This window comes from Nostoc commune NIES-4072 (assembly GCF_003113895.1).
Lineage (GTDB): Bacteria > Cyanobacteriota > Cyanobacteriia > Cyanobacteriales > Nostocaceae > Nostoc > Nostoc commune.
The window spans coordinates 4,227,274-4,247,797 of the sequence record NZ_BDUD01000001.1 but is presented as its reverse complement, the minus strand read 5'-3'; the positions used below and the strand labels follow the sequence as shown (position 1 = coordinate 4,247,797).

The 20,524-nt window shown below is 41.3% G+C and carries 13 protein-coding genes and 1 pseudogene; 5 read left to right on the top strand and 9 right to left on the bottom strand.

What is annotated here, in order from left to right:
- Nucleotides 1–2 precede the first annotated feature (2 nt).
- From CDC33_RS18705 to CDC33_RS18690, 4 genes are all read right to left on the bottom strand, one after another.
- Nucleotides 3–5,447 (bottom strand): trifunctional serine/threonine-protein kinase/ATP-binding protein/sensor histidine kinase, encoded by a 5,445-nt coding sequence (locus CDC33_RS18705; protein WP_109009752.1) that lies wholly within the window; start codon nucleotides 5,445–5,447, stop codon nucleotides 3–5.
- A gap of 519 nt (nucleotides 5,448–5,966) precedes the next feature.
- Complete coding sequence (locus CDC33_RS18700; protein ID WP_109009751.1) at nucleotides 5,967–7,652, bottom strand: tetratricopeptide repeat protein; 1,686 nt, start codon at nucleotides 7,650–7,652, stop codon at nucleotides 5,967–5,969.
- 343 nt (nucleotides 7,653–7,995) lie between these two features.
- Complete coding sequence (locus CDC33_RS18695) at nucleotides 7,996–10,521, bottom strand: AAA-type ATPase lid domain-containing protein (RefSeq protein ID WP_109009750.1); 2,526 nt, start codon at nucleotides 10,519–10,521, stop codon at nucleotides 7,996–7,998.
- 1 nt (nucleotide 10,522) lies between these two features.
- Entirely contained in the window at nucleotides 10,523–10,720 is a 198-nt protein-coding gene (locus tag CDC33_RS18690; protein ID WP_109009749.1) for an MIP/aquaporin family protein, read from the bottom strand.
- Nucleotides 10,721–11,730: 1,010 nt separating this feature from the next.
- Between CDC33_RS18690 and CDC33_RS18680 the strand changes: the two genes are divergently transcribed.
- The 3 genes from CDC33_RS18680 to CDC33_RS18665 all read left to right on the top strand — a co-directional run bounded on the left by CDC33_RS18680 (nucleotide 11,731) and on the right by CDC33_RS18665 (nucleotide 13,820).
- Nucleotides 11,731–12,366: a transaldolase family protein gene (locus CDC33_RS18680; RefSeq protein ID WP_109009747.1), complete on the top strand. Its 636-nt coding sequence runs from the start codon at nucleotides 11,731–11,733 to the stop codon at nucleotides 12,364–12,366.
- Nucleotides 12,367–12,784: 418 nt separating this feature from the next.
- Complete coding sequence (locus CDC33_RS18670) at nucleotides 12,785–13,120, top strand: XisI protein (RefSeq protein ID WP_109009746.1); 336 nt, start codon at nucleotides 12,785–12,787, stop codon at nucleotides 13,118–13,120.
- A gap of 124 nt (nucleotides 13,121–13,244) precedes the next feature.
- Complete coding sequence (locus CDC33_RS18665; protein WP_109009745.1) at nucleotides 13,245–13,820, top strand: TMEM175 family protein; 576 nt, start codon at nucleotides 13,245–13,247, stop codon at nucleotides 13,818–13,820.
- On the opposite strand, the gene CDC33_RS18660 is transcribed toward CDC33_RS18665, so the two are convergent.
- A complete protein-coding gene (locus CDC33_RS18660) occupies nucleotides 13,810–14,025 on the bottom strand; it encodes a hypothetical protein (protein WP_146195839.1) in 216 nt (71 codons plus the stop codon). The genes CDC33_RS18665 and CDC33_RS18660 overlap by 11 nt on opposite strands.
- 148 nt (nucleotides 14,026–14,173) lie before the next feature.
- Nucleotides 14,174–14,392, bottom strand: a complete 219-nt coding sequence (locus CDC33_RS18655; protein WP_244919276.1) for an MFS transporter — start codon at nucleotides 14,390–14,392, stop codon at nucleotides 14,174–14,176.
- Nucleotides 14,393–14,523: 131 nt separating this feature from the next.
- Here CDC33_RS18655 and CDC33_RS18650 point away from each other — a divergent pair.
- Nucleotides 14,524–14,805 (top strand): annotated as a pseudogene (locus CDC33_RS18650) (glutaminase); the annotation flags it as partial.
- Here CDC33_RS18650 and CDC33_RS18645 read toward each other — a convergent pair.
- Entirely contained in the window at nucleotides 14,715–14,972 is a 258-nt protein-coding gene (locus CDC33_RS18645; RefSeq protein ID WP_244919417.1) for an SDR family oxidoreductase, read from the bottom strand. The pseudogene CDC33_RS18650 and the gene CDC33_RS18645 overlap by 91 nt on opposite strands.
- A 236-nt stretch (nucleotides 14,973–15,208) precedes the next feature.
- Nucleotides 15,209–16,525: an efflux RND transporter periplasmic adaptor subunit gene (locus tag CDC33_RS18640; protein ID WP_109009743.1), complete on the bottom strand. Its 1,317-nt coding sequence runs from the start codon at nucleotides 16,523–16,525 to the stop codon at nucleotides 15,209–15,211.
- Nucleotides 16,526–17,385: 860 nt separating this feature from the next.
- Here CDC33_RS18640 and CDC33_RS37865 point away from each other — a divergent pair.
- The gene (locus CDC33_RS37865; RefSeq protein ID WP_146195838.1) at nucleotides 17,386–17,625 is read left to right on the top strand and encodes a hypothetical protein; all 240 of its coding nucleotides are present in this window, start codon (nucleotides 17,386–17,388) and stop codon (nucleotides 17,623–17,625) included.
- 643 nt (nucleotides 17,626–18,268) lie between these two features.
- Here the strand turns inward: CDC33_RS37865 and CDC33_RS18630 are convergent.
- The gene (locus CDC33_RS18630; RefSeq protein ID WP_109009741.1) at nucleotides 18,269–20,347 is read right to left on the bottom strand and encodes a glycoside hydrolase family 10-like protein; all 2,079 of its coding nucleotides are present in this window, start codon (nucleotides 20,345–20,347) and stop codon (nucleotides 18,269–18,271) included.
- Nucleotides 20,348–20,524: the final 177 nt, after the last annotated feature.

Genomic DNA, 20,524 nt, shown 5'->3' with positions numbered 1-20,524 from the left:
AATTAGAACCTACACAACTCCCCCTGCGTTGCCTTAAGGGGGATAGAGATCATAAATTCAGCCCCTCGTCCTGAAACGGATACACACTCCAACTGTCCTCGATGCTTATTAGTCACAATCTGGTAACTAATAGATAGCCCTAAACCAGTGCCTTTACCAACAGGTTTGGTGGTAAAAAAGGGTGTGAAGAGTTTTTGCCGTACATTTTCGCTGATACCAGAACCGTTATCAGCAATGCGAATGACGGCAAAATCGCCTTCAACAGTAGTACGAATTGTAATGATACTTGGCTGACGTGCAATATCGGCATAAGTCCGATGTTTGTTAAATTCTTCCAAAGAGTCAATTGAATTAGCGATCAGATTCATAAATACCTGATTCAGTTGGCCAGGGTAGCACTCTACGGGTGGCAGGTTGCCGTACTCCTGTATTACCTGAATTCCCAGAGAGTCTGGTTCGGGTTTCAGCCGATTTTGCAAAATCATTAAGGTGCTATCAATGCCCTCATGAATATCAACGGCTTTAACTTCAGCTTCGTCTAAACGGGAAAAGTTTCGTAAAGATAACACAATTTGGCGAATGCGATCGGTTCCCCCTTTCATGGAAGCCAACAGCTTAGGTAAGTCTTCCATCAAAAAATCTAAGTCAACCGCATCTATCTCGTTCTGAACTTTAGGCGGTAAATTCTGGTTTTGCTGCTGATAAAGTTCTACTACACTCATCAAGTCTTTGACATAATTATTAACGTAAGTAAGGTTGCCGTAGATAAAGCTGACTGGGTTATTGATTTCGTGAGCAACCCCTGCTACCAACTGCCCCAAGCTAGACATTTTTTCGCTTTGCACCATCTGAGACTGGGTGAGCTTCAATTCATCGAGGGTGTGTTCTAGCTGTTTTGCTTTCTCACGCGCTTGTGTTTCTGAAATCTCTAACTCCTGGGAGTATATGTGCAAATTTGTGTAGAGCCGAGCATTTTCTATGGAGATGGAAACTTGCGAGGTTAACAAGTTCAGTACCTCTAATCGCTCTGCGGTAAAGACTCCGGTGGTGAGGTTATTTTCCAGGTAAAGAACTCCAGTTAGCTTACCCTGATGAGAGAAAGGCAAACACATAATTGATTTGGGTTGATTGGCAACAATATAGTTGTCACTCACAAAACGCTCTGTATGGCTAGCATCGTCTAAAACCAAATTTTCTTTTGTTCTTTCAACATAGTTAATCAGCAAAACTGGTAGTTTATGCTTTACTTGAAACAGACTCGACGATCGCACTGTCAGTTGATCTCGATCAATGCTTCCTTCGGCTTCAATTATCCACTGGTTCTCTCGTTTTACAAGTAGATAACCCATTTGGGCCCCAGCATTCTCGATTGCGATCGTCATCATCTTCTCCAGCAGAGGATTTAACTCCATCTCGCTTGAGAGTGCTTGGGATGCTTTAATCGCTGTACTGATATCTAGAGTTTGGGTTTTAGCTTCAGAAATATCCTGAATCTGCTTTGTAGCCCTACGCCGCTCAACTGTATCTCTAAAAATTTGCGAATATTGTTCGTCCAGTTGCCGAACTTTACCCGTAGCTTGCCACTTTAAATAGCCATAGCGGGCTTCTTTTAAATAAATTTTGGCAAAGTTTTTCCTATCCTTGGCTAAGTAAAATCGAAATGCCAGTTCGTTTGCTAAGGCTTCATTTTGTAAATAACCGTTTTCGGCAGCAGAAGCGATCGCCTTATCATACAGTTCCATTGCCTGATAATCTTGTTGATGAATCCGAGCCACTTCTGCTTGAATCAGCAGGAACTTGTGTTGATAATTGGTTGGACAGTGCATTGCCCATTGCTGGAATTTTTCTAAGTTGACGTTTAGTTTATCAAGATAAATGGCTTGAGTTTCGGTATCTGCCTCTGCATAAGCTCCTGCTAAGGCAATACTTTGGTGAAAATAGAAAACAGGATTAATAAAAATTCCTCGCGCTCCCCCTACATATTTTTCTGCATTGTCTGCATACTCAACAGCTTTGATAAATTCTCCATACCAGTTACAGAGTGCAAGTTTATAGATATAAACTACAAATGCACTCAACATATCCGAAGATGCCTGTGCAAACTCTAGCACTTGCTCTTCATCTGCCCAAGTTCCAACAAGTTCATCAATCTTTTCTGCTGGCTTAATTAGGTTAGCGATCGCTTCCATAGCCAGCAGATGGTAGTTCAACATATTTTTGTCAATCTTGCGGAGGCTAGGAATAAAATCTTCGGCTATTTCTGCGGTTTTTTCTAAAGATTCATTTCCAAATAATGATTGCCATAAAAAATTAACTGAACAATAACCAGACCATTGATAAGAACCTGTTTCTAAACCACTATTAAATCCTTTCAATAAATAAGGTTTACTCTCGCTAATATGGTCTTTGTAGTGACAAACTAAACCGCCCCACATATTCAAAATATTTGCTTCTAATTCCTTAGTTCTTAAAACTTCATGCAATCGTAAAGATAGCTTACCAAACTCATAACCTGAATCAACTTCACCATATTGAAACACCAGATTAAAAGCATAAAGCATATAGCCAAATACCGAAATTGGTGAGTTGCCATACTGAACTGAAAGTTGAGTTATATTCATCGATGTGATATGCAACGCTTTAGATCCTAAAAAGTAGGCAATAGGCCAGACTTCTTTTAAAATGCGTTGAGCCATTAACTTCTCTTCATCTTGCATTGGCGGTAGTTCTGCGAGACTAAAAGTTGAGCGATCGCCAATAACTTTTTTGGTTTGATTAAGTTTTTCCAATAGATATGCATCATCAGGATAAGCTGTAAACTCTAAGTCTAAAAGCTCTAAAGTATTTAACCCAATTTTATATGCGGAGTTTAAATCATTCTCCATCCGATAACACATAATTCGATATTCATTCACCCGACACATATCAAGAGTAGTTTTAACCTGGCTGAAAGTCTGCTCAAAAATCAGCAAGGCTTCCTCATATTTTCCATTTAAAAATTCCGCTTCTCCAGATTGTAAATATAAATTTAGGGTAAGTAAATAATTATCTTGCCAGCTATTTTCAGGTAGATAACTCATCCCTGTTTCTAGCAACTTGAGTGCAGTTACAAACGCCGAAGATGATTTTGCCCGTTGACCTGCTTTCAGGTTTAATTCTGCTAGTTCATATCTTTCTGCTGGTTCCACAATCAATGAACCGCCAGCATTGAAATGGTTGACAATATCAAAAAGATGTTCTTCTAATTGGGATTTTTCAGTATTATGTAATAGTAATTTACCTACCTTTAGGTGTACTTGTTTTTGCTGATCGATTGGTATTAAAGAATAAGCAGCTTGCTGAACGCGATCGTGTAAAAACTTATAATCAACTTGTACAGCAGTATTGCAGTATGTTGCCAATTCTGATTGATTCAACAATTGAGGAATTTTGTAAGTATCACTCAAAGGAAGAATTAATCCTGCCCGCAAAGCTTCCCATAAATCAACTGCTGTTGCCGATGTAGATTTTTCGTTTACTACAGCTAGGGTTTCTAAATTAAAACGGTTCCCAACACAAGCAGCTAATTGTAAAACTTGCTGCGTTTGTTCTGAGAACCTTTGAATTTTATTCACCATTAAATCGACAACATTATCGGTAATGGCTTGTTCCTGAATTTTGTTGAGATCCCACTGCCATAAACCTGAACGATAATCAAATATCAAAAGATTATCTTGATGTAGTACTTTTAGTAACTGAGTCAAGAAAAAAGGATTACCTTGGGTTTTTTGAAACAGTAAATCGGCTAAAGGTTCTGCCTGAGATGATTCGCAATTGAACGTGTCAGTAACTAGTTGAGTAATATGAGGTGTTGCTAATGGCTTCAAAAACAACTCTTCAACAGTAGCCCCAGATGCTTGAATTGCCTCTAGCATTAACATCAGTGGATGGGTGGGATTAACTTCGTTATCTCGGTAAGCCCCAATCAGTAAGAAATACTGACTTTCTGGGTCAGTCATCAGATTCTCGACTAGGTTGACAGAGGCAGCATCTGCCCATTGGAGGTCATCTAAAAACAGTACTAAGGGATGTTCCGCAGCAGTAAAGGCATGGATAAATTGCTTAAACACCCGATTAAAACGGTTTTGAGATTCAGCAACGCCCAACTGCGGTACAGGCGCTTGCTGCCCAATAATCAGTTCTACTTCCGGGATGACATCAATAATAACTTGACCGTTAGCTCCCAATGCTTGTAGTAATTTATTTTTCCAAACCTCAACTCTGGCTTGGCTTTCAGCTAACAGTTGTCGCATCAATTCTCGAAATGCTTGAATCAAAGAAGCATAAGGAATATCTCGTTTGAGTTGATCAAATTTGCCACCAATAAAGTAACCTCTTTGCCGGACAATCGGTTTGTGAACTTCGTTAACTAATGAGGATTTGCCGATACCAGAATATCCTCCTACCAACACAACTTCGCTAGAACCAAGGCTAACTTTTTCAAAGGCAGCCATTAAAGCCGCCACTTCTACTTCCCGACCGTAAAGTTTTTGAGCTATTTGGAATTGATGCGAAAAATCTTGCTGACCTAAAGTAAAAAGGTCAATGCTGCCTTTTGTTTGCAGTTGTATTGCTGCTTGTTCTAGGTCAGCCTTTAACCCGTAAGCACTCTGGTAGCGGTCTTCAGCAGTTTTGCTCAGAAGTTTCATAGCGATCGCAGAGATTACCAGTGGTACATTAGGATTAATCTCATGCGGAGCTACTGGAATTTTCGCAATGTGACAATGCACCAATTCCATTGGGTCTTGAGCATTCTGAAAGGGGAGCCGACCCGTGAGCATTTCGTAGAAAATGACACCTAATGAGTAAAAATCTGTGCGATAATCTAAGGTTCGGTTGATGCGTCCGGTTTGCTCTGGCGACATATAAGCCAGCGTTCCTTCTAGGAGGTTGAGGCTACTGATTTCTGGGCTTTCTTTTGACAGCAGCGAAGCGATGCTGAAGTCAATCAATTTTATTTTTTCGGTATTGGGGTTATAAAGAATGTTTTCCGGCTGAAGATCCTTATGAATAATGTGGTGGGTATGTAACTCTCCTAAAGTTTCAGTAATTTGACCGGCAATGTTGAGAAATTTTCTAAGTTCAAAGCCTGTATTAGATATCTGAACTTTTAAAGATTCTCCACCAAAATCTTCTAAAACCATTGCTAGACCATTACTGTAACCGTTGTCGTAACTGATTAATTCATAAGCTCTAATTACACCTGTAATGTTCAAGTTTTGGATAATTTCGTATTCGTGCTTAATCTGAGCAATCTCTTTGACAGTAGGATATTCTGCCTTGAGCAGTTTGATCACAACTGAATGCCCCTTAGCCTTGGAGTATGCTCGATAAATTACTGTGGCAGTAGTTTCATAAATTAAACTTGCAATACTATAATCCGGGATACGAGCAATTAATTTAAGCATTATTACTTGACTGAATGTTGTTTTATAATAGATTTTGATTGTTACTATAATAATTCCCGAAATTCAGGTTAAATTAACTCTTCAAATACTATTTCGCTAATTCTGCTCTAAGCCAGCCCTAGCGATTGGAAATCGCGGCTACACAGACAAAACCTGCCTTCGCAGGTTTGAAATACCTAATTTTGTGTTAGTCCGCGCAGGCGGACTTAGCCTGTATAGTAGCGAATTATATTCGCCCAAAACTTTTTAAACATCCTCTAAGACTTGCGCCTGTTTATCGTTTTTCAATTGCCACCAGATTCTGATTAACCAAAACACTTCTGTGCTTTCTTTTGCCAGTCGTCACAGCAAAAGGTTGGGAACAGTCAGTGGGTCGCCAATGGGGTCATCTTCACTTTAATAATGATACAAATACGTTGGTGGGGGCATGGCAATGCCACTAGGAGAAATGTGTATCAGGATTTTTGTGAATTGGTATTAGTAATAACCACCACTACCAAAATCTAAAAAGTTCCCTTATCAACGGATATATGGACAAGGATACTTGAACCAGGTAAAATGTATGGAGATGTTTTCAGGCATCGACTTTGAAATAGAAATATCTTCGCCAATTTTAAGGGCTTTAGCTAGTATATCTGAAGCTTTCTGCTGTTGTCCCAGTTGTGCATAATGATTAGCAACTTCAGCCAATACTCCAACTCGTTCAGGTTGATCTAGGATAGTAAACTGAGCAACGCTTAAGGCTTTGTCTAACAATTGTGAGGCTTTATCTTTTGTTTCTGTTCTAGTAGCCTTGTTAACAAGTTTTATTAAGGGTTTAGCGATACAATCTCCGCAAAAATCATCATCTATAGACTCAATACTTTTAAATGCTTGTTCATATTGCCCTGCTGACGCAGCTTTCATGGCAATTTGAGATAGTCCATTCATTTTGTCGGGGCGAACTTCATGAGGGTAATCGTTTCCAATAGATTTGATGTTCTTAATAGCTAGGTCATATTGAGATTGCTCTGCATCTTCAACCGCTACTGCAACTAATGCCCGAACTCTTTCAGGCGCCCCCAGCATTTTAGCAGCTTCCAAAGCTTGTTGATGAAGTCCCATCTCCTCGTATTTAACAGCAATTTGAGTGAATTGATCAGTTTTCCAAAAATTTTTATTAATTTTATTCTGTTGAAAGGCTTTATTTAATATTTGTAAGGCTTTATCTTTTTGACCTATTTTTGCGTAACCAATGGCGAGTTCGGGCAATATTGGTTTTGGTATATTATTAATCTGAATAAGCTGAACAGCCCCAAAAGTTCTGTCTAATATCTGTACAGCTTTATCTTGTTGTCCTATGTTTGCATAGCTAACAGCAATCTTGACTATGTTTTCAATTTGGTTGGGGATATACTTATCAGATTGGGTAAGCTGAAGAGATTGGTTTAATATTTGTTCAGATTTAGCTTTCTGTCCTAATTCTGTGTACTGACTAGCTACCTTAGCTAAAGCACTAACATTCTTAATTCTATTGGCAAGTTCAAAGGTTTGATCTAATAACGGCAAGGCTTGACTTCTAAGTTTTGTAGAAGTCGCCAACTCAGCAATCTTAGTTAATGCCTCTCCTGTCTTATCGGTATTCTCCTCAATCGAGCTAAGAAGTTGAAAAGCTTGGTCGTATAGCCCAGCTTGGGCAGTTTCAACAGCGACTTCAGCTATAGCACTGTCTCTGTTTTCAAAATATCCAATTGCTTTATTATCGAGCAACTGGGTAAGCTGAAGGGCTTGGTTGAAGCGACCTGCTTCGGCAGCCTTGACTGCTGCCTCATTTAGCTCCTGAGCAGCCCCACTTCCATGTTCAACACCTTCTTTGGCTATCTTAATAACTTGAAGAGCTTGAGCGGGTTGCCCAACTTCTGCATACTTGGCAGCTACTTTAAGCAGTGCAGAACTTCTTCGAGAAGAATAGGTATTGATCTCCTTAATCTCCTGGGCGTTCTTTAATGCTTGAGCTAATATTTTTGAGGATTTATCCTTTTGTCCCATCTGGGCATACGGAACAGCAACTATAGCCAATGTTCTGGCTTTAATTGACTTACCTTCATTTGGGTTATATAGTACATCGGGATACAAACAGATTTCGCCTAAGATATGATATACCGCTGCATATATTAAACCGATGGTCAAGAGTGATGCAATAATCGGTAAAAACTTTCGTTTCATGGCCAGTTGTATTGAGTCCTGAGACAGAAAAGTTACAGACTAACCATATAATAACTGTATATAGTAGCTGTTCTCTGTTAGGTGCAATACAGGGCTATTTCATTCTAGCGCTCTCCTAAGAAACCGCTCCAGACGCACAGGCAGCAGAGGGAGAGGAAAGAAGGATAATTCCCAATACGGTTCGGATAAGATCCCCCGTCTGCGGCGACCCCCTTTTTAAGGGGGTAATTAGAAGAAAAAGCCCCCCAATTTATCGGGGGGTTGGGGGGATCTTTGAGAGACAAACATGTTAACCAAACCGTATTGTCACGATCGCTATATATCGCTATATATTATGTGAAACTCAAAACACGATAATCGCCCACATACTAACTCCCAAAGCGATCGCTGCTAGGTGTTGCGCCATGAGCGATCGCACTGGTTGCTTGGCAATCTTTTGCGTTAATAGTATAGTCATTAACACGGAAAAAATTATTGTTGCACCTTGCAAAAAGGCAATGACAGCCGGATGAGCAACCAATATTGGTAATTGTTCACCACTCAGTCCAAGGGTAGCAAAGGTTACGGGTAAAATCCGTCCGCCTTCGCCTAAGCCTAAACGCAGATAGTGAGCTAAGTTTCCCCCTAACACTAATGGTAGGTAACCATAGGCAAGTTCTACAAATGATCGAGGCTTGCGGTTAAAGTTGAACACTTGCAACAAGCTATAAGCCCCAAAGGTAAATATTGCTGGGATGATTAACACTAGCAGCGATAATCCCAAGTGCTGCCAAAACTGAGTTAAATCCAGTTGTAACCTCAACCAAGATTGCAACTCTGGCAAGCGATGCAGATATATTCCACCCAACAACAAAAACAATAATGCTACTTCATAGGTGCGGGGTACATGAGTTGTCCACAGTTCAATACCAGGGGGACGCAAGTTGAACTCAACAGAACGATGAGGACAGGCTTTCAGGCACGTCATGCACAGTACGCAATCTCTGTTATCTTCTAATTGCGCTGGGTGGGAATATAAGGGACATCCATTAGTTTCCATCCCTTCGCCTTTTTGCGGCCCACCTTTATAGCACTGGTACGTAGTGCAACTGGCAGAACAAATACCTTGCTGTGCGCGAAGTTCCGTCATTGAGAGTTTGGCAAATAAACCATTCATCCCGCCGATGGGACAGAGATAACGACACCAAAATCGCCGCTCAAAAATCGCAGAGAAAATCATTGCCCCAGCCGTAATTAACAGCAGCAAACAAGCGCTAAGGTAGGCAGTATTTTCTAAATGCCAGAGTTCTTCCCATAAGAAAATTAGGGTAAATAGCCCAAAGAGAAACCATCCGCCCCATTTCTCAGCTTCCTCTCTAGGCCAGCGCTTGAGTTTTCGAGGCCACAGCCAGAGAGATAACTTTTGGGTAATTTCTCCGTAAATCATGAAGGGACAAACAGAACACCAAATACGTCCCAAAAAGGGAAAGAGAAATAAGAAGAAAGGCCACCACCAAGCCCAAAATAGATTTAATACGAAATTGCGATCGCGGGTTTGTGGCCCAATAAATAAGACTGCAACGATAATCGCAAAAGCCGTTGCAGTAAAACCATAGTTAATGCGATCGGGCCACCAAGGACTACGCAAAAATCGCCGCAAACGAGGATAGACATTTAACAGATTCACTCGAAATCGTTTTTTCTTCGTTTCGGCTGGCCAGAAAATTTCTTCTGTTAATTCATTAGCACCCTCCGCTTGCACGATCGCTCTTTCTACCAGATTTTTTAATTCCTTGAGATTGCCAGGAAAATCATAAGACTGGAGGCGACGTAAAGCTTCTGGGGTAATGTGCGGTTTCGGAACGCCTCTAGCCCGAATGTAGAGACTAGTATAATATTCAACCTGTGCCTGAACATCAGCTTTCCGCACCCGTAGCGGTGGTACTTTAATAATCTGACCAATACAGCGTTCAATTATGGGCTGAGTTTTTTCGGAAACAATCAGAATTCTGGCTTTACTAGGACGAGGTTCAGGTGTTGCTTCTTCTGAACGACTGACGGGGGTATATGTGCCAGTTTTGAGCAACTGCGTCACCGCAGGTAATAATTCTTCGGGCAATTCTTGGATGTTGTTGAGAACTAAAGTACCTTCTCCCAACCATTCCAACAGTCCTGGTTTACCGCCAGCGCGACCGAATAAATCTGCACCGCTTGTTTGCAGAATACCGCAATTTACTTTAATAATTGGTTCTCGCCGTTTTGGAGAACCAAAGTGGATGAGGGCTGCTATATTGTCTTTTTCTAACCCTGGTTCTCCGAAAATAACCACAGATTTACGGTCAGCCGCCGATAAACGAATTTGCTCGCGCAGTTTTACTGCATAGCGACTTGTACCGACAATTCCGCGTTGGGCTTTGGTAACTAAATATGGTCGCAAAGCAACAGATCGTTCTTGTTCATACCCAAGTGCAGATGTAGCCTGAGCTAATTCTTGAGCCAATTGACGCGAAAAAGCCTGAGCAATTTCGGGGTATTGGGTGGCTAATTCACGAAATTTGTCACCAGGTACAACCCATAAATGACAATCTGTCACCGTAGTAATTGTGAATGGAGTTAATTCATCCAAGAGCAATTCTTTGAGTTCAATCACTGCTCCGGGGAGGAATCCACAAGCTAAGGCTGGGTTGGTTTGATTGGTGCTATTGCTTTCGAGTTGACCTTCTACAAGAATATAAAGGGCTTCTGGAGGAGTGCCTTCGCTAACTAAGTCAGTTTCGGCTGGTATAACTTGTTCTTCAATTACTTGTGCGATCGCATTTAACACCTCAGATGAGAGAATTCCTAAACTCGTCCGTTCTTGTAGCCATGTAACCGTTTCTGGAGATGTCATCTTAAGTTCTCCGTGTAGGCTGCTGTATAAGAAGATTATCACTTGAAAGCCACATCGAAATATCTCCGTGTGGCGATGCATGACATCCACTAATAGAACCAAAAGTATAGGCAGCAGTCAACAAACTTAAGCCAAAAGCGATCGCCACTCCAGTAACTCCAACCCAAGGTACTGCACCAGAGATAACCGCAGTACCCACGCCCTCGCTCCAAAATTTGTAGTGATAGTATGCTTGCCTTTATAATTATTCTCGTTCCTTTACAATGAATATTTCTTTTTCTGAAAGTCCTACAGGGCTTATACTCTGATGCATTCTACTTTTAACTAGACTCGTTAATATTTAGATGCGTTTGCCCTGCTACGGATAGAGATCCCTGCTGCTGTTTTTGATTCCTTCTGATAGCCGCAGCAACTGACCCCGTTCTTAATTGGAGTATGTGCTGAGTCAGCTCGGATTGAGTCAGCAAATGCAATATGGCTGGAGTACAACAAGGACAAAACAATTGTTCAAGAGGAAGCATAACTATTACTGTCTCAGATTTGTATAGGACTCATATTTGATTTTTGAACAAAACTCAGTACACCTTTATTCCTTCTTCCCAGTCCGCTCGCACTCGATAACCATCATCCTAATATTGTGCGACGTTTCAACATTATTTCTTGATACCTAATAGTTCACCAAGTTTATTGGGTAAAATAAGGCGAAAAGGTACAGGATATACTTAAACTTTTCGCTTTACCTAACCTAATAACTTTCAAATTTAACCAAGTACAAATTACTACATCTAGCAATTAACAATCAATTTTAATCTTATTTGCTGTTTAACACTAGAGTTTTAGATATTGAAAAAATTTATGGAAATAATAAAAATAGTATTAAATTTATAATGAAAAACTGTGTTGTAACTAATGGATAGCAAGCTTGGATTGACGAGCGCTCGTTGAAGAAGCTCCTCTTTAAATCAAGTCGTGGCTTGCCACCATCTCAAAGACGAACACAAGGAAGGCATAACCCCCAGCGATAATTCCTTCTTAAGATAAATACTGGTTTCTTGATTATTGAGTATAAAACGTAACAATATACTGTTGGTTGCCTGATTGAAAAACTTGATCATAAATTAAATTTATCCAATTAAAAACTGCTGTAACTTGTCACAACTCATGTGCGGCTATTGTACATTAATATCGGGGAATTGATCGGGAGAAATTATGGCAATTTATCTAGACTCAGCGATCGCATCGGAAGCTGAAGTTGTTAAGCTTTGGGGATGGGTGAAAGGCATTACAACAAATCCCACGCTGTTGTCTCAAAGCGATACGCCACCAGAAACCACGCTCAAAAAATTGGTTGCCTTGACGGATGGCCCTTTATACTATCAACTTGTGGCATCTGATAAAGCTCTTATGCTAGCTGAAGGTAGAAAAGCTTTCGAGATTATTGGTTCACAAACAATTTTGAAGATTCCTGCAACACCGTTAGGTTTTGAAGTGGTGGCAAGTTTATCACCAGAAATTACCTGTTCAGTGACAGCAATTTACAGTGCAGCACAGGCAGCAGTAGCACGGGAAGCAGGAGCTAAAATTGCCATAGCTTATGTAAATCGAGCTACGCGGTTGTTAGGTGACGGTATTGCTTTGGTGCAGGATATGGCTAGTGTACTCAAAGGCAGTGATACGGAAATTTTAGCAGCTAGTATCAAATCTCCAGAAGAAGCAGCCGCTTCATTGCAAGCCGGAGCGGATCATTTGACTTTACCATTGGCAATGTTGCAAGCGATCGCAACTCACGAATTCTCACAGAAAACTGTTGAAGAATTCGCTAAAGGCGGTATTGGCTTAAGATAATTCTTAATTGGTAATTAAATATGAGTTTGTCAGATATTCCCAATCTTTGGGTTCCCTTAGCACTTTTAGGTTTGATTATTGTCGCTGCTGTATTTTTTAGCCGCAGCAGTTGATATTTAACTATAGGAATCCGGTTTGATTTATGAAAATATCCGTAGGATGTGTTAGCACAGAGAGTACGGCATCAAACCCTTGATAATAGTGCGTTACGAACTCCGTTCTAACACACTCTACAACACTCTACAATACTTAATTTCGTTCAAAAATCAAATAGTAATCCTATAGAACATTATATTTAGCAATTCCTGTCGATACATTTATTTGAGTCGTTTTTTCAGGAGCGATTCACTCAGGAAGCTGTCAAGCTCTATCAAGTGAAGTTGGTGAGTTATGATCCACTTCAGGAGGTGATTGTCGAATGCAAAGAGTAGAACAGTATCGCCAAAGCATCCGCCAAATATTAACGTCTCACACTACTTTTGATAGTGGCAATTCAGACATTGAGTCTCAGCTTGTGTTTGATACAGAACATAACCACTACCAGCTTTTAGAAGTTGGCTGGGAAAGATTTAAGCGAGTTTACAACTGTATCATCCATTTGGATATTAAAGATGGAAAGATTTGGATTCAGCGCAATATGACTGATGTAGACATTGCGCGAGAATTAGTAGAAATTGGCGTGTCGAAGGAGGATATTGTTCTGGGTTTACATCCGCCGTATAAGCGTCCGTATACAGGGTATGGAGTAGGTTAAGGGAAAGCAACCACAGCATATCAAGGATCACCCGCAGACAATCTTCATCAACGGTGGCTACTTGGTACGATAAAGTGCAGAGTGTCACAGCTTACTTTCAAGTAAATAAAAAAGGAATGCGTAAATGGGAAAAGGCAGATTAGAAGCATTCAGCGATGGGGTGATTGCCATTATCATCACCATTATGGTGCTGGAAATCAAAGTGCCGCATGGGTTCGATTTAGCTGCGCTGCGTCCCCTGATTCCAATATTTCTCAGCTATGTGCTAAGTTTTATCTTTCTTGGCATCTACTGGAACAATCACCATCATCTCTTACAAGCAGTTCGACACGTTAATGGGCGTATCCTTTGGGCGAATCTGCATTTGCTGTTTTGGTTGTCGCTAATCCCCTTCGTCACTGGCTGGATGGGTGAGAATAACTTTGCTGCTATGCCAGTTGCCCTTTATGGTACGGTATTGTTGCTGTCTGCATTGGCTTACTTTATCCTTACCCGCACCCTAATTTCTCATCATGGCAGCGATTCGACATTAGCGATCGCAGTGGGTCGAGATTTCAAAGGAAAAATATCGGTGGTATTGTATGCAGTGGCAATTCCACTTGCCTTTATAAACTCATGGCTTGCCTGTATACTATATGTTGTGGTTGCAGTTATGTGGCTCATCCCCGACCGCCGCATTGAAAATACTCTCACTTCCTAAATGTATTTGTCCAATATGCCATTGCATCGACTGGTAATGCCATTGCATCGACTGGTAATGCCATTGCATCGACTGGTAATGCTATTGCATCGACTGGTAATGCCATTGCATCGACTGGTAATGCCATTGCATCGACTGGTAATGCCATTGCATCGACTGGTAATGCCATTGCATCGACTGGTAATGCCATTGCATCGGCTAGCAAAAACAAACCTACCCTTTCTTTTCCTTTACCTGATCTAAAAACCCCACCCAATCAAACAGAGATATTTAATAGGATGGGATAAAGTTTTTTGTATTTTATGCAAATGAGAATTACCATAATCCCATGAGCGAATTTTAGGAGGAAAGCGTTAGACTTCTTTCACACAAGTGCAATACCTAAATACAAAAAATATCAGAATTGCAAAACCAGTTGCAGCATAAAATACGCTATTAATTCCGCCGAAACCAAAGGCATAGCCCATTAACAACGGCCCTAATGTTTGTCCTAATCCATAGAATGTCCCGTTTACCGATATGATCGTCGCTAAATATTCTTTTGGTGCTAAATCTGCTAAAAGAAGCAGCACCAATTCCCAATACGGTTCGGATAAGCATTTTTCACTTTCCTTGTGGTCTGGGGAAAGGGTAAGGGGTAAAGGGTAAAGGATGTATTGAAAACCAATACCTTTTCCCTTTGCCCTTTAACCGAACCGTATTGACTGCCGATGGACAGATGTTTGAGGTGGGAGAATGTCAGCAATTATTTACAATTCAGTCCATTTCAAAGGCATTTGTGTTTGGCTTGGCATTAGAGGATCATGGACGCGAGTATGTAAATAGCAAAGTCAGTGTTGAACCTACAGGGGAAGCATTTAACTCGATTGTGTTAGACGAGGCTACTAACCGTCCCTATAACCCGATGGTGAATGCAGGGGCGATCGCCACTGCGGATCTGATCAAAGGCAAAAACAGCACGGAACGCTTGAAACGACTACTGGAAACGATTCCACCGTTTACACGAATATTTTGCCCAGTGATCCATCTAGCTTCGTCGCTAGCCAGAAATGCTACTACGTCGGCGATTTCTTGCACATCTCCCAGTTTGCCAAACGCAGCCATTTGGGCTAAACGATCTATCTGTTCTTGTGTTTTGCCTTCTCGAAACAATTCTGTATCGGTGGGGCCAGGAGAAATAACATTAACTGCGATCGCTTTTGCACCCGCGTAATCACTATTGACAAAACTAGTTATATCTTAAACTATCATAGACGCATAGCGGCTACTCTAAGAGTTCTCCAACAGAGTACCTACAGGGTAAGAGCGATCGCTATAGTTAACGCTTTTGGGTGGGCATTGCAAAAAGACAAAATTGAAGACTTCTCCCTCATTCCCACTCCCCTTAATTAAGTTTCTGGAACGATCGCAACACCATCCCTGAGATTGAGCAACCCTGAAATAATAACTTTATCTTCTGGCTGCAAACCTTCAATAACTTGGTAATTATTATCTTTGATTTCGCCTAGCTTCACTCGCTTTTGCCGAGCTACTTGTTGAGATACACCTTGGGGAGATGTTTCTGTTTCAACTACATAAACAAAAGTGTCACCACCTATACGAGTCATTGCTGTTGTGGGGATTAAAATTCCGGGGCGCTGATTCCAGAATACTCTAGCCCTTACCAATTGATCTGCATGTAACTGACCATTAGGGTTGTCAAAAAGTGCTTTGATCAATATTCCTTGGGTTTCATTGCTAGCAGTAGGTGCAATGAAAAATACCCTACTTCTACCAAGCTTTTGACCTTGTGTGTTCATAACCTCCACTGGCATTCCCTTACGCAATTGAGGCCCTTGCTGTAATGGCACAGAGATATTGACTTCTAAAGGTCGATTTTGCGCGATATTAACTAATTGTGTAGAAGTATTAACTTTTGCACCTACTTTCACAGCGATTTTGCCAACTGTGCCACTAAAGGGAGCGGTAATTTTATCGGACTGGAGATTCCCTTGTTGATTGGGAATATTTATATTAGCTTGCTGCAAAGTTTTTTCAGCCTGCAATATGTTGGCTCGTTGTGCTTGAATTCTAGAATCAATTACATCAAGATTAGCCTTAGCATTGGCGAGGCGATCGCCAAACTGATTGCGAGTCTGTCGAGATACGGCTCCTTCCTGGGCTAGGGTGACAAACTTCTCGTAATTCTGCTGGTAAAATTGTACATTCGCAACGTAGGATGGTCGTTGTGCCTCCAGAGATTTGAGTGTAGCGCGGGCATTTTCCAGTTGCACTAAAAATCCTTGAGGCACAGCATTGCTTCCATTGGCACTTGCTTGTGACGTAGGATCTACTTGGAGAATTGCCGCTCCTTGTACGACTGGATCTCCGGGTTTAACAAATATCTGAGTAACTTGGCCCTGAATCCTCGGCTGGAGCGTGACTGAGCGCTGGGATTTTAGGCTAGCAATAAAATCTGAGCTTTCCTCAATAATGCCACTTTGTACTGTCGATATTTTGACTCTTACCCCTTGAGGTTGAGCATTAGTAGTTGAAGGTGCAGTTGAAGGTGCTGAATTTTGCGGACGCCAAAGTAGAGCTGCTCCGCCCCCTAACAATAGTAGTGCAGCTAAAACCCAAAGCCACCGCCGTTTTCCAGAAGGTGGCTCAAATGAGGTTTGTGGAGCTTTTTCTTCAAAATCGGTTTGAGGCTCAGGGGATGTCATGGCTTATGAGGAACTTAAGGAACAAATTAACTAGAATTAAATCAATATTTCATCTGTTGATATGGAAATTACTGATTTGGCATGAGGTTTTGTGGCAAATTATGTGTTCCCCCATCCAAATATACAGTTTTAATCATTCCGTCTAAATCTACCCAAAGGTGAATCCCTAATTTTCAATCCAGTTCTCATGGACAACGTTTGGTGATGGTGGCATACCCATGATTGCAGTGTAAAAAGTCGGCGATCTACCTGAGTCAATATATAAATTAATCATACAGTTAGTTGACCGTTGCTACGACCTGGAAATAAAAGCAAGCCTGTGTCAAAATTCTGAATTTCAAGACAACGAATAGGATAAAAATGTCTAGTAATAGTTACTATCTATTACTATAATTCGATTATTGAGGGATACAGGGGCATAGAAGAATTATTCAAGTAATGAAGCCAGAGGCAGGAAGAGTTGCATTTTATCAAAAGCAAATGCGGCATCTTCTTCTATCAAATAAGTTTCGCTAAATTGATTTTTTGAGCGTTGCGCTCTTAAATTATACCGTTGCTGGAATTAATATTTGCAACACTCCCATAAAAGACAATTCCCCACAGCGATGGCTGTGGGGAATTTTCACAAAGGGATGTGCGATTTTTGGCGCACTGTGGGGATAATTGGCTACTCTTCATGCTCAGAAGTATTTATCAATTACCGTAAACGCCGTATGTTGTCGGCGCTTGAGCGTTAATAGCGTGGGTTCACTAGCACTGTTTTCTATAGCAATCCTAAATGATTTGTGAGAAATCAAAAAGCTGAAAAGCTTATAAATAGGTACTTTTCATCACCGTATTTTCTTACAGTTCAATTCGGAATGCTATATGTTATTTTAGTTTCGTCAAAAATTCCCACTGATAACAGCGCTGTTAATCGATGTATTTATATTGAAAGCAGCTTCAGTGCTTTGGAGAGTGAAATTGGCGAATATCTCGTCGTTTCCGTTATCTTCATCCAGCGTTCCACGGCTCACGAATGCTTCAAAGGTGTAAGTCCCTTCTTTGATATTAAATTTAGTTGGATAGAAGAACAAGTCATCATTTCCTCCGTTGAATAAAGTCCCATCTTCTCCAACTAGTTTAGCTGAGAGTTGTACATTAAGCCCAAAAAAATCAACAATCCTGCTTTCAAAATCAGTGTAGTCAACACCGACTGTTGCAGTGACCTTAGGATCTGAGCCAGTAAGAAGATCGATACTCAGTGTGGGATTGTTTAACAGTGAACAGTGAACAGTAAACAGTTATCAGTGATCTATTTATCCCTGGGTTTAAGTCCCCCACCTCCAGGTGGAATGCGTTGGTGGCGGGTCTAAATCCCCCACCATACGCCTGATAACTGATAACTGATAACTGATAACTGATTTAAGCTTGCCATGTTTATTTCTTGAGTATTTACCTTTCTTTATTTAAGCGCGTGGGTGAGAAAAATTTTACTATGTTGCGAAAACTTAATTAGCGCTCTTTTATTACTCTCGTTAGATAATATTCAAAGCTTTGTTTCAGTTGAAAAAACAACACTTTGAACAACAATTCAAGGCCAGCATTTGTTTTCTCTCCCCAGAGTCATAAAAGCTTTTTAGAACGATTAGAGTTAAATTTCCCTACAAGGGAAGGGGCTGGGGGTTAGGTCTGTATTGCACTCAACAGAGAAGCGCTATATTTACAAAAGCTCATGGCTTTAACCTCTCACCGATGGTTATTTCAACTCACTGTAATAACTGTTCCTAAACTCTCATTCGCCAATCTATCCACTGCACACACGGCATAAGTTCCCGCTAGTTGAACGGTAGCGAAGGTTGTGCCAGCAGACAAAATTCGTTGAATTGTCCAAGTATCACCAGTTTGTCGATAAAGTGTCCAAGAACGAACTGGCTGATTATCACCAGGTTCCCAACTCAGTTTGCGGTTATTGACTTGTAGTTGAATAGGCGGAGGCGGCGGTGTTGTATCCTGCCAAGACAAAGTTGGCGGTAGTGCAGGTTTGTTATAAAGCAAACTTTGGAATTTATCAGCAATGCCCTGACTATTTTCAGTCAAAACACCGACATTAAAGAAGATATTCCCCAGCGACAAATTTCCAGCTTGGCTACGACTAATTTTCACCTGCTTTTCAATCTCATCACTCTCCCGACTCTTGTTGCTTGGTTCTGTCAAATTGTTACCAGCGTAAACGTGTCTTTGTTTTGTGTTTACCTCTGTCCACCACTTTAGCAACGCCGAATAACTTTGTTGTGGTTGGTCTGTGCGCCAGTAAAGTTGAGGCGCAATATAATCAATCCAGCCTTCTGCTAGCCATTTCTTCGAGTCAGCATACAGCACGTTGTAAGCATCCAACCCAGTAATACCAGTGGGTTGTCCGGGACGATAAATGCCAAAGGGACTAATACCAAATTTAACGTCAGGTTTAGTTGCTTTAATTCCCTGGTAGAGACGCTGTACCATTCTGTTAACATTGTCTCGTCGCCAGTCGCCAAGGCTGAGTGTCCCACCAGCTACTTTATATGCAGCGTAGGTTTTATTATCGGGGAAAGGTTGCCCCTCGATGGGATATGGATAAAAATAATCATCTAAGTGAATGCCATCAACATCGTAGCGTTTTACTACGTCGAGAATTACGTTGTAAGCTCTATCCTGAACTATTTTCAGTCCTGGGTCCATCCAACGTTGAGTTTTCCACAAATAAACGCTTTCTGGATTGGTAGCTGCTATGTGGGGACGGACTGTTTTAGCTGGGTCGGTGGAAGTACTAGCGCGGTAGGGGTTGAACCAAGCATGGAGTTCAATATTGCGCTTATGACATTCTGCGATCGCAAACGCTAAAGGATCATAAAATGGTTCTGGTGCTTGACCCTGAGTTCCTGTAATCCAAGCACTCCAAGGCTCTAATTTAGATTCATATAAAGCGTCTCCCTCCGGCCGCACCTGAAAGATGAGGGCATTAAAGTTTAGCGCTTGTAATTTACTAATAATCTCGCTGAGTTCAGCTTTTTGTTGGGCAACAGAAAGCCCTGCCTTGGAAGGCCAATTACTATTCCACACTGATGCTACCCACGCTCCCCGGAATTCCCGGCTATGACTTACCCTAACGCTACCGATAGGTGCAGGTGTTGGTGTGGGTATTGGTGTAGGTATTGGTGTGGGTGTTGGTGTGGGTATTGGCGTTGGTGCTGGCGGCTGCACTAGGTAACTAGAGGCAATTTTTTCTGCTTGACCTAAATACACTAAAGCTTGATAAATAATCACTGCCACATCTGCACGGGTGGCTGCAAGATTGGGATTGAGTAATTTGATATTTGGGAAACTAACCACTAATCCTGCGCTGGTGGCAATAGCTACCTGATTTCTACCATACTCAGGAATCTGAACAGAATCTTGATAAATTTGTGGAAGTTGCGAAAGGAGGTCAGCTTTTACTTTGGTAGCAATTTCTAAACCTCCTACCAAAGCAACTAAAACTTCTACTCTAGTAATTCGGTTAGTCCAACGGAAAGTTTTATCAGGAAACCCGCTAAGAAATGCTTTTTCGTAAGCTGCTTGAATGGCTGCTGCTGCCCAATAATTAGTGGGTACATCAACAAAGGGGACATACTGCCGCTTCTTGGAAACTGTCCCAAATGCGTTAGCGATAATGGCAGCAAATTCAGCGCGGGTAACAGAGTTATCGGGGCGATAAGTACCGTTAGGCAACCCATTGACAATACGACGTTGGGCTAAGGCTGTAATAAATAAACGTGCCCAATGGTTTTGAATATCCGAGAAGGGAGTAGCAATAGATACCATTGTTGAAAAGCAGCTAGCTGGTTTGGATTTTGATTTCCTTAGCTAATTTAGCAATATCAGAGCGATCGCTGCTGCAATGTCTTAGTAAACTGTCACTACTCATGATTGGTTAAACAGTGCTGGGTGCTGAGTTAGGAGTTATTCTTTCCCTGCTCCTCATTCCCTACTCCCCATTCC

Bases quoted from the DNA above. Each gene is read 5' to 3' on its own strand.
- CDC33_RS18705 (WP_109009752.1), bottom strand. From the start codon at position 5,447: ATGCTTAAATTAATTGCTCGTATCCCGGATTATAGTATTGCAAGTTTA.
- CDC33_RS18700 (WP_109009751.1), bottom strand. From the start codon at position 7,652: ATGAAACGAAAGTTTTTACCGATTATTGCATCACTCTTGACCATCGGT.
- CDC33_RS18695 (WP_109009750.1), bottom strand. From the start codon at position 10,521: ATGACATCTCCAGAAACGGTTACATGGCTACAAGAACGGACGAGTTTA.
- CDC33_RS18680 (WP_109009747.1), top strand. From the start codon at position 11,731: ATGGCAATTTATCTAGACTCAGCGATCGCATCGGAAGCTGAAGTTGTT.
- CDC33_RS18670 (WP_109009746.1), top strand. From the start codon at position 12,785: ATGCAAAGAGTAGAACAGTATCGCCAAAGCATCCGCCAAATATTAACG.
- CDC33_RS18665 (WP_109009745.1), top strand. From the start codon at position 13,245: ATGGGAAAAGGCAGATTAGAAGCATTCAGCGATGGGGTGATTGCCATT.
- CDC33_RS18640 (WP_109009743.1), bottom strand. From the start codon at position 16,525: ATGACATCCCCTGAGCCTCAAACCGATTTTGAAGAAAAAGCTCCACAA.
- CDC33_RS37865 (WP_146195838.1), top strand. From the start codon at position 17,386: ATGCTATATGTTATTTTAGTTTCGTCAAAAATTCCCACTGATAACAGC.
- CDC33_RS18630 (WP_109009741.1), bottom strand. From the start codon at position 20,347: ATGGTATCTATTGCTACTCCCTTCTCGGATATTCAAAACCATTGGGCA.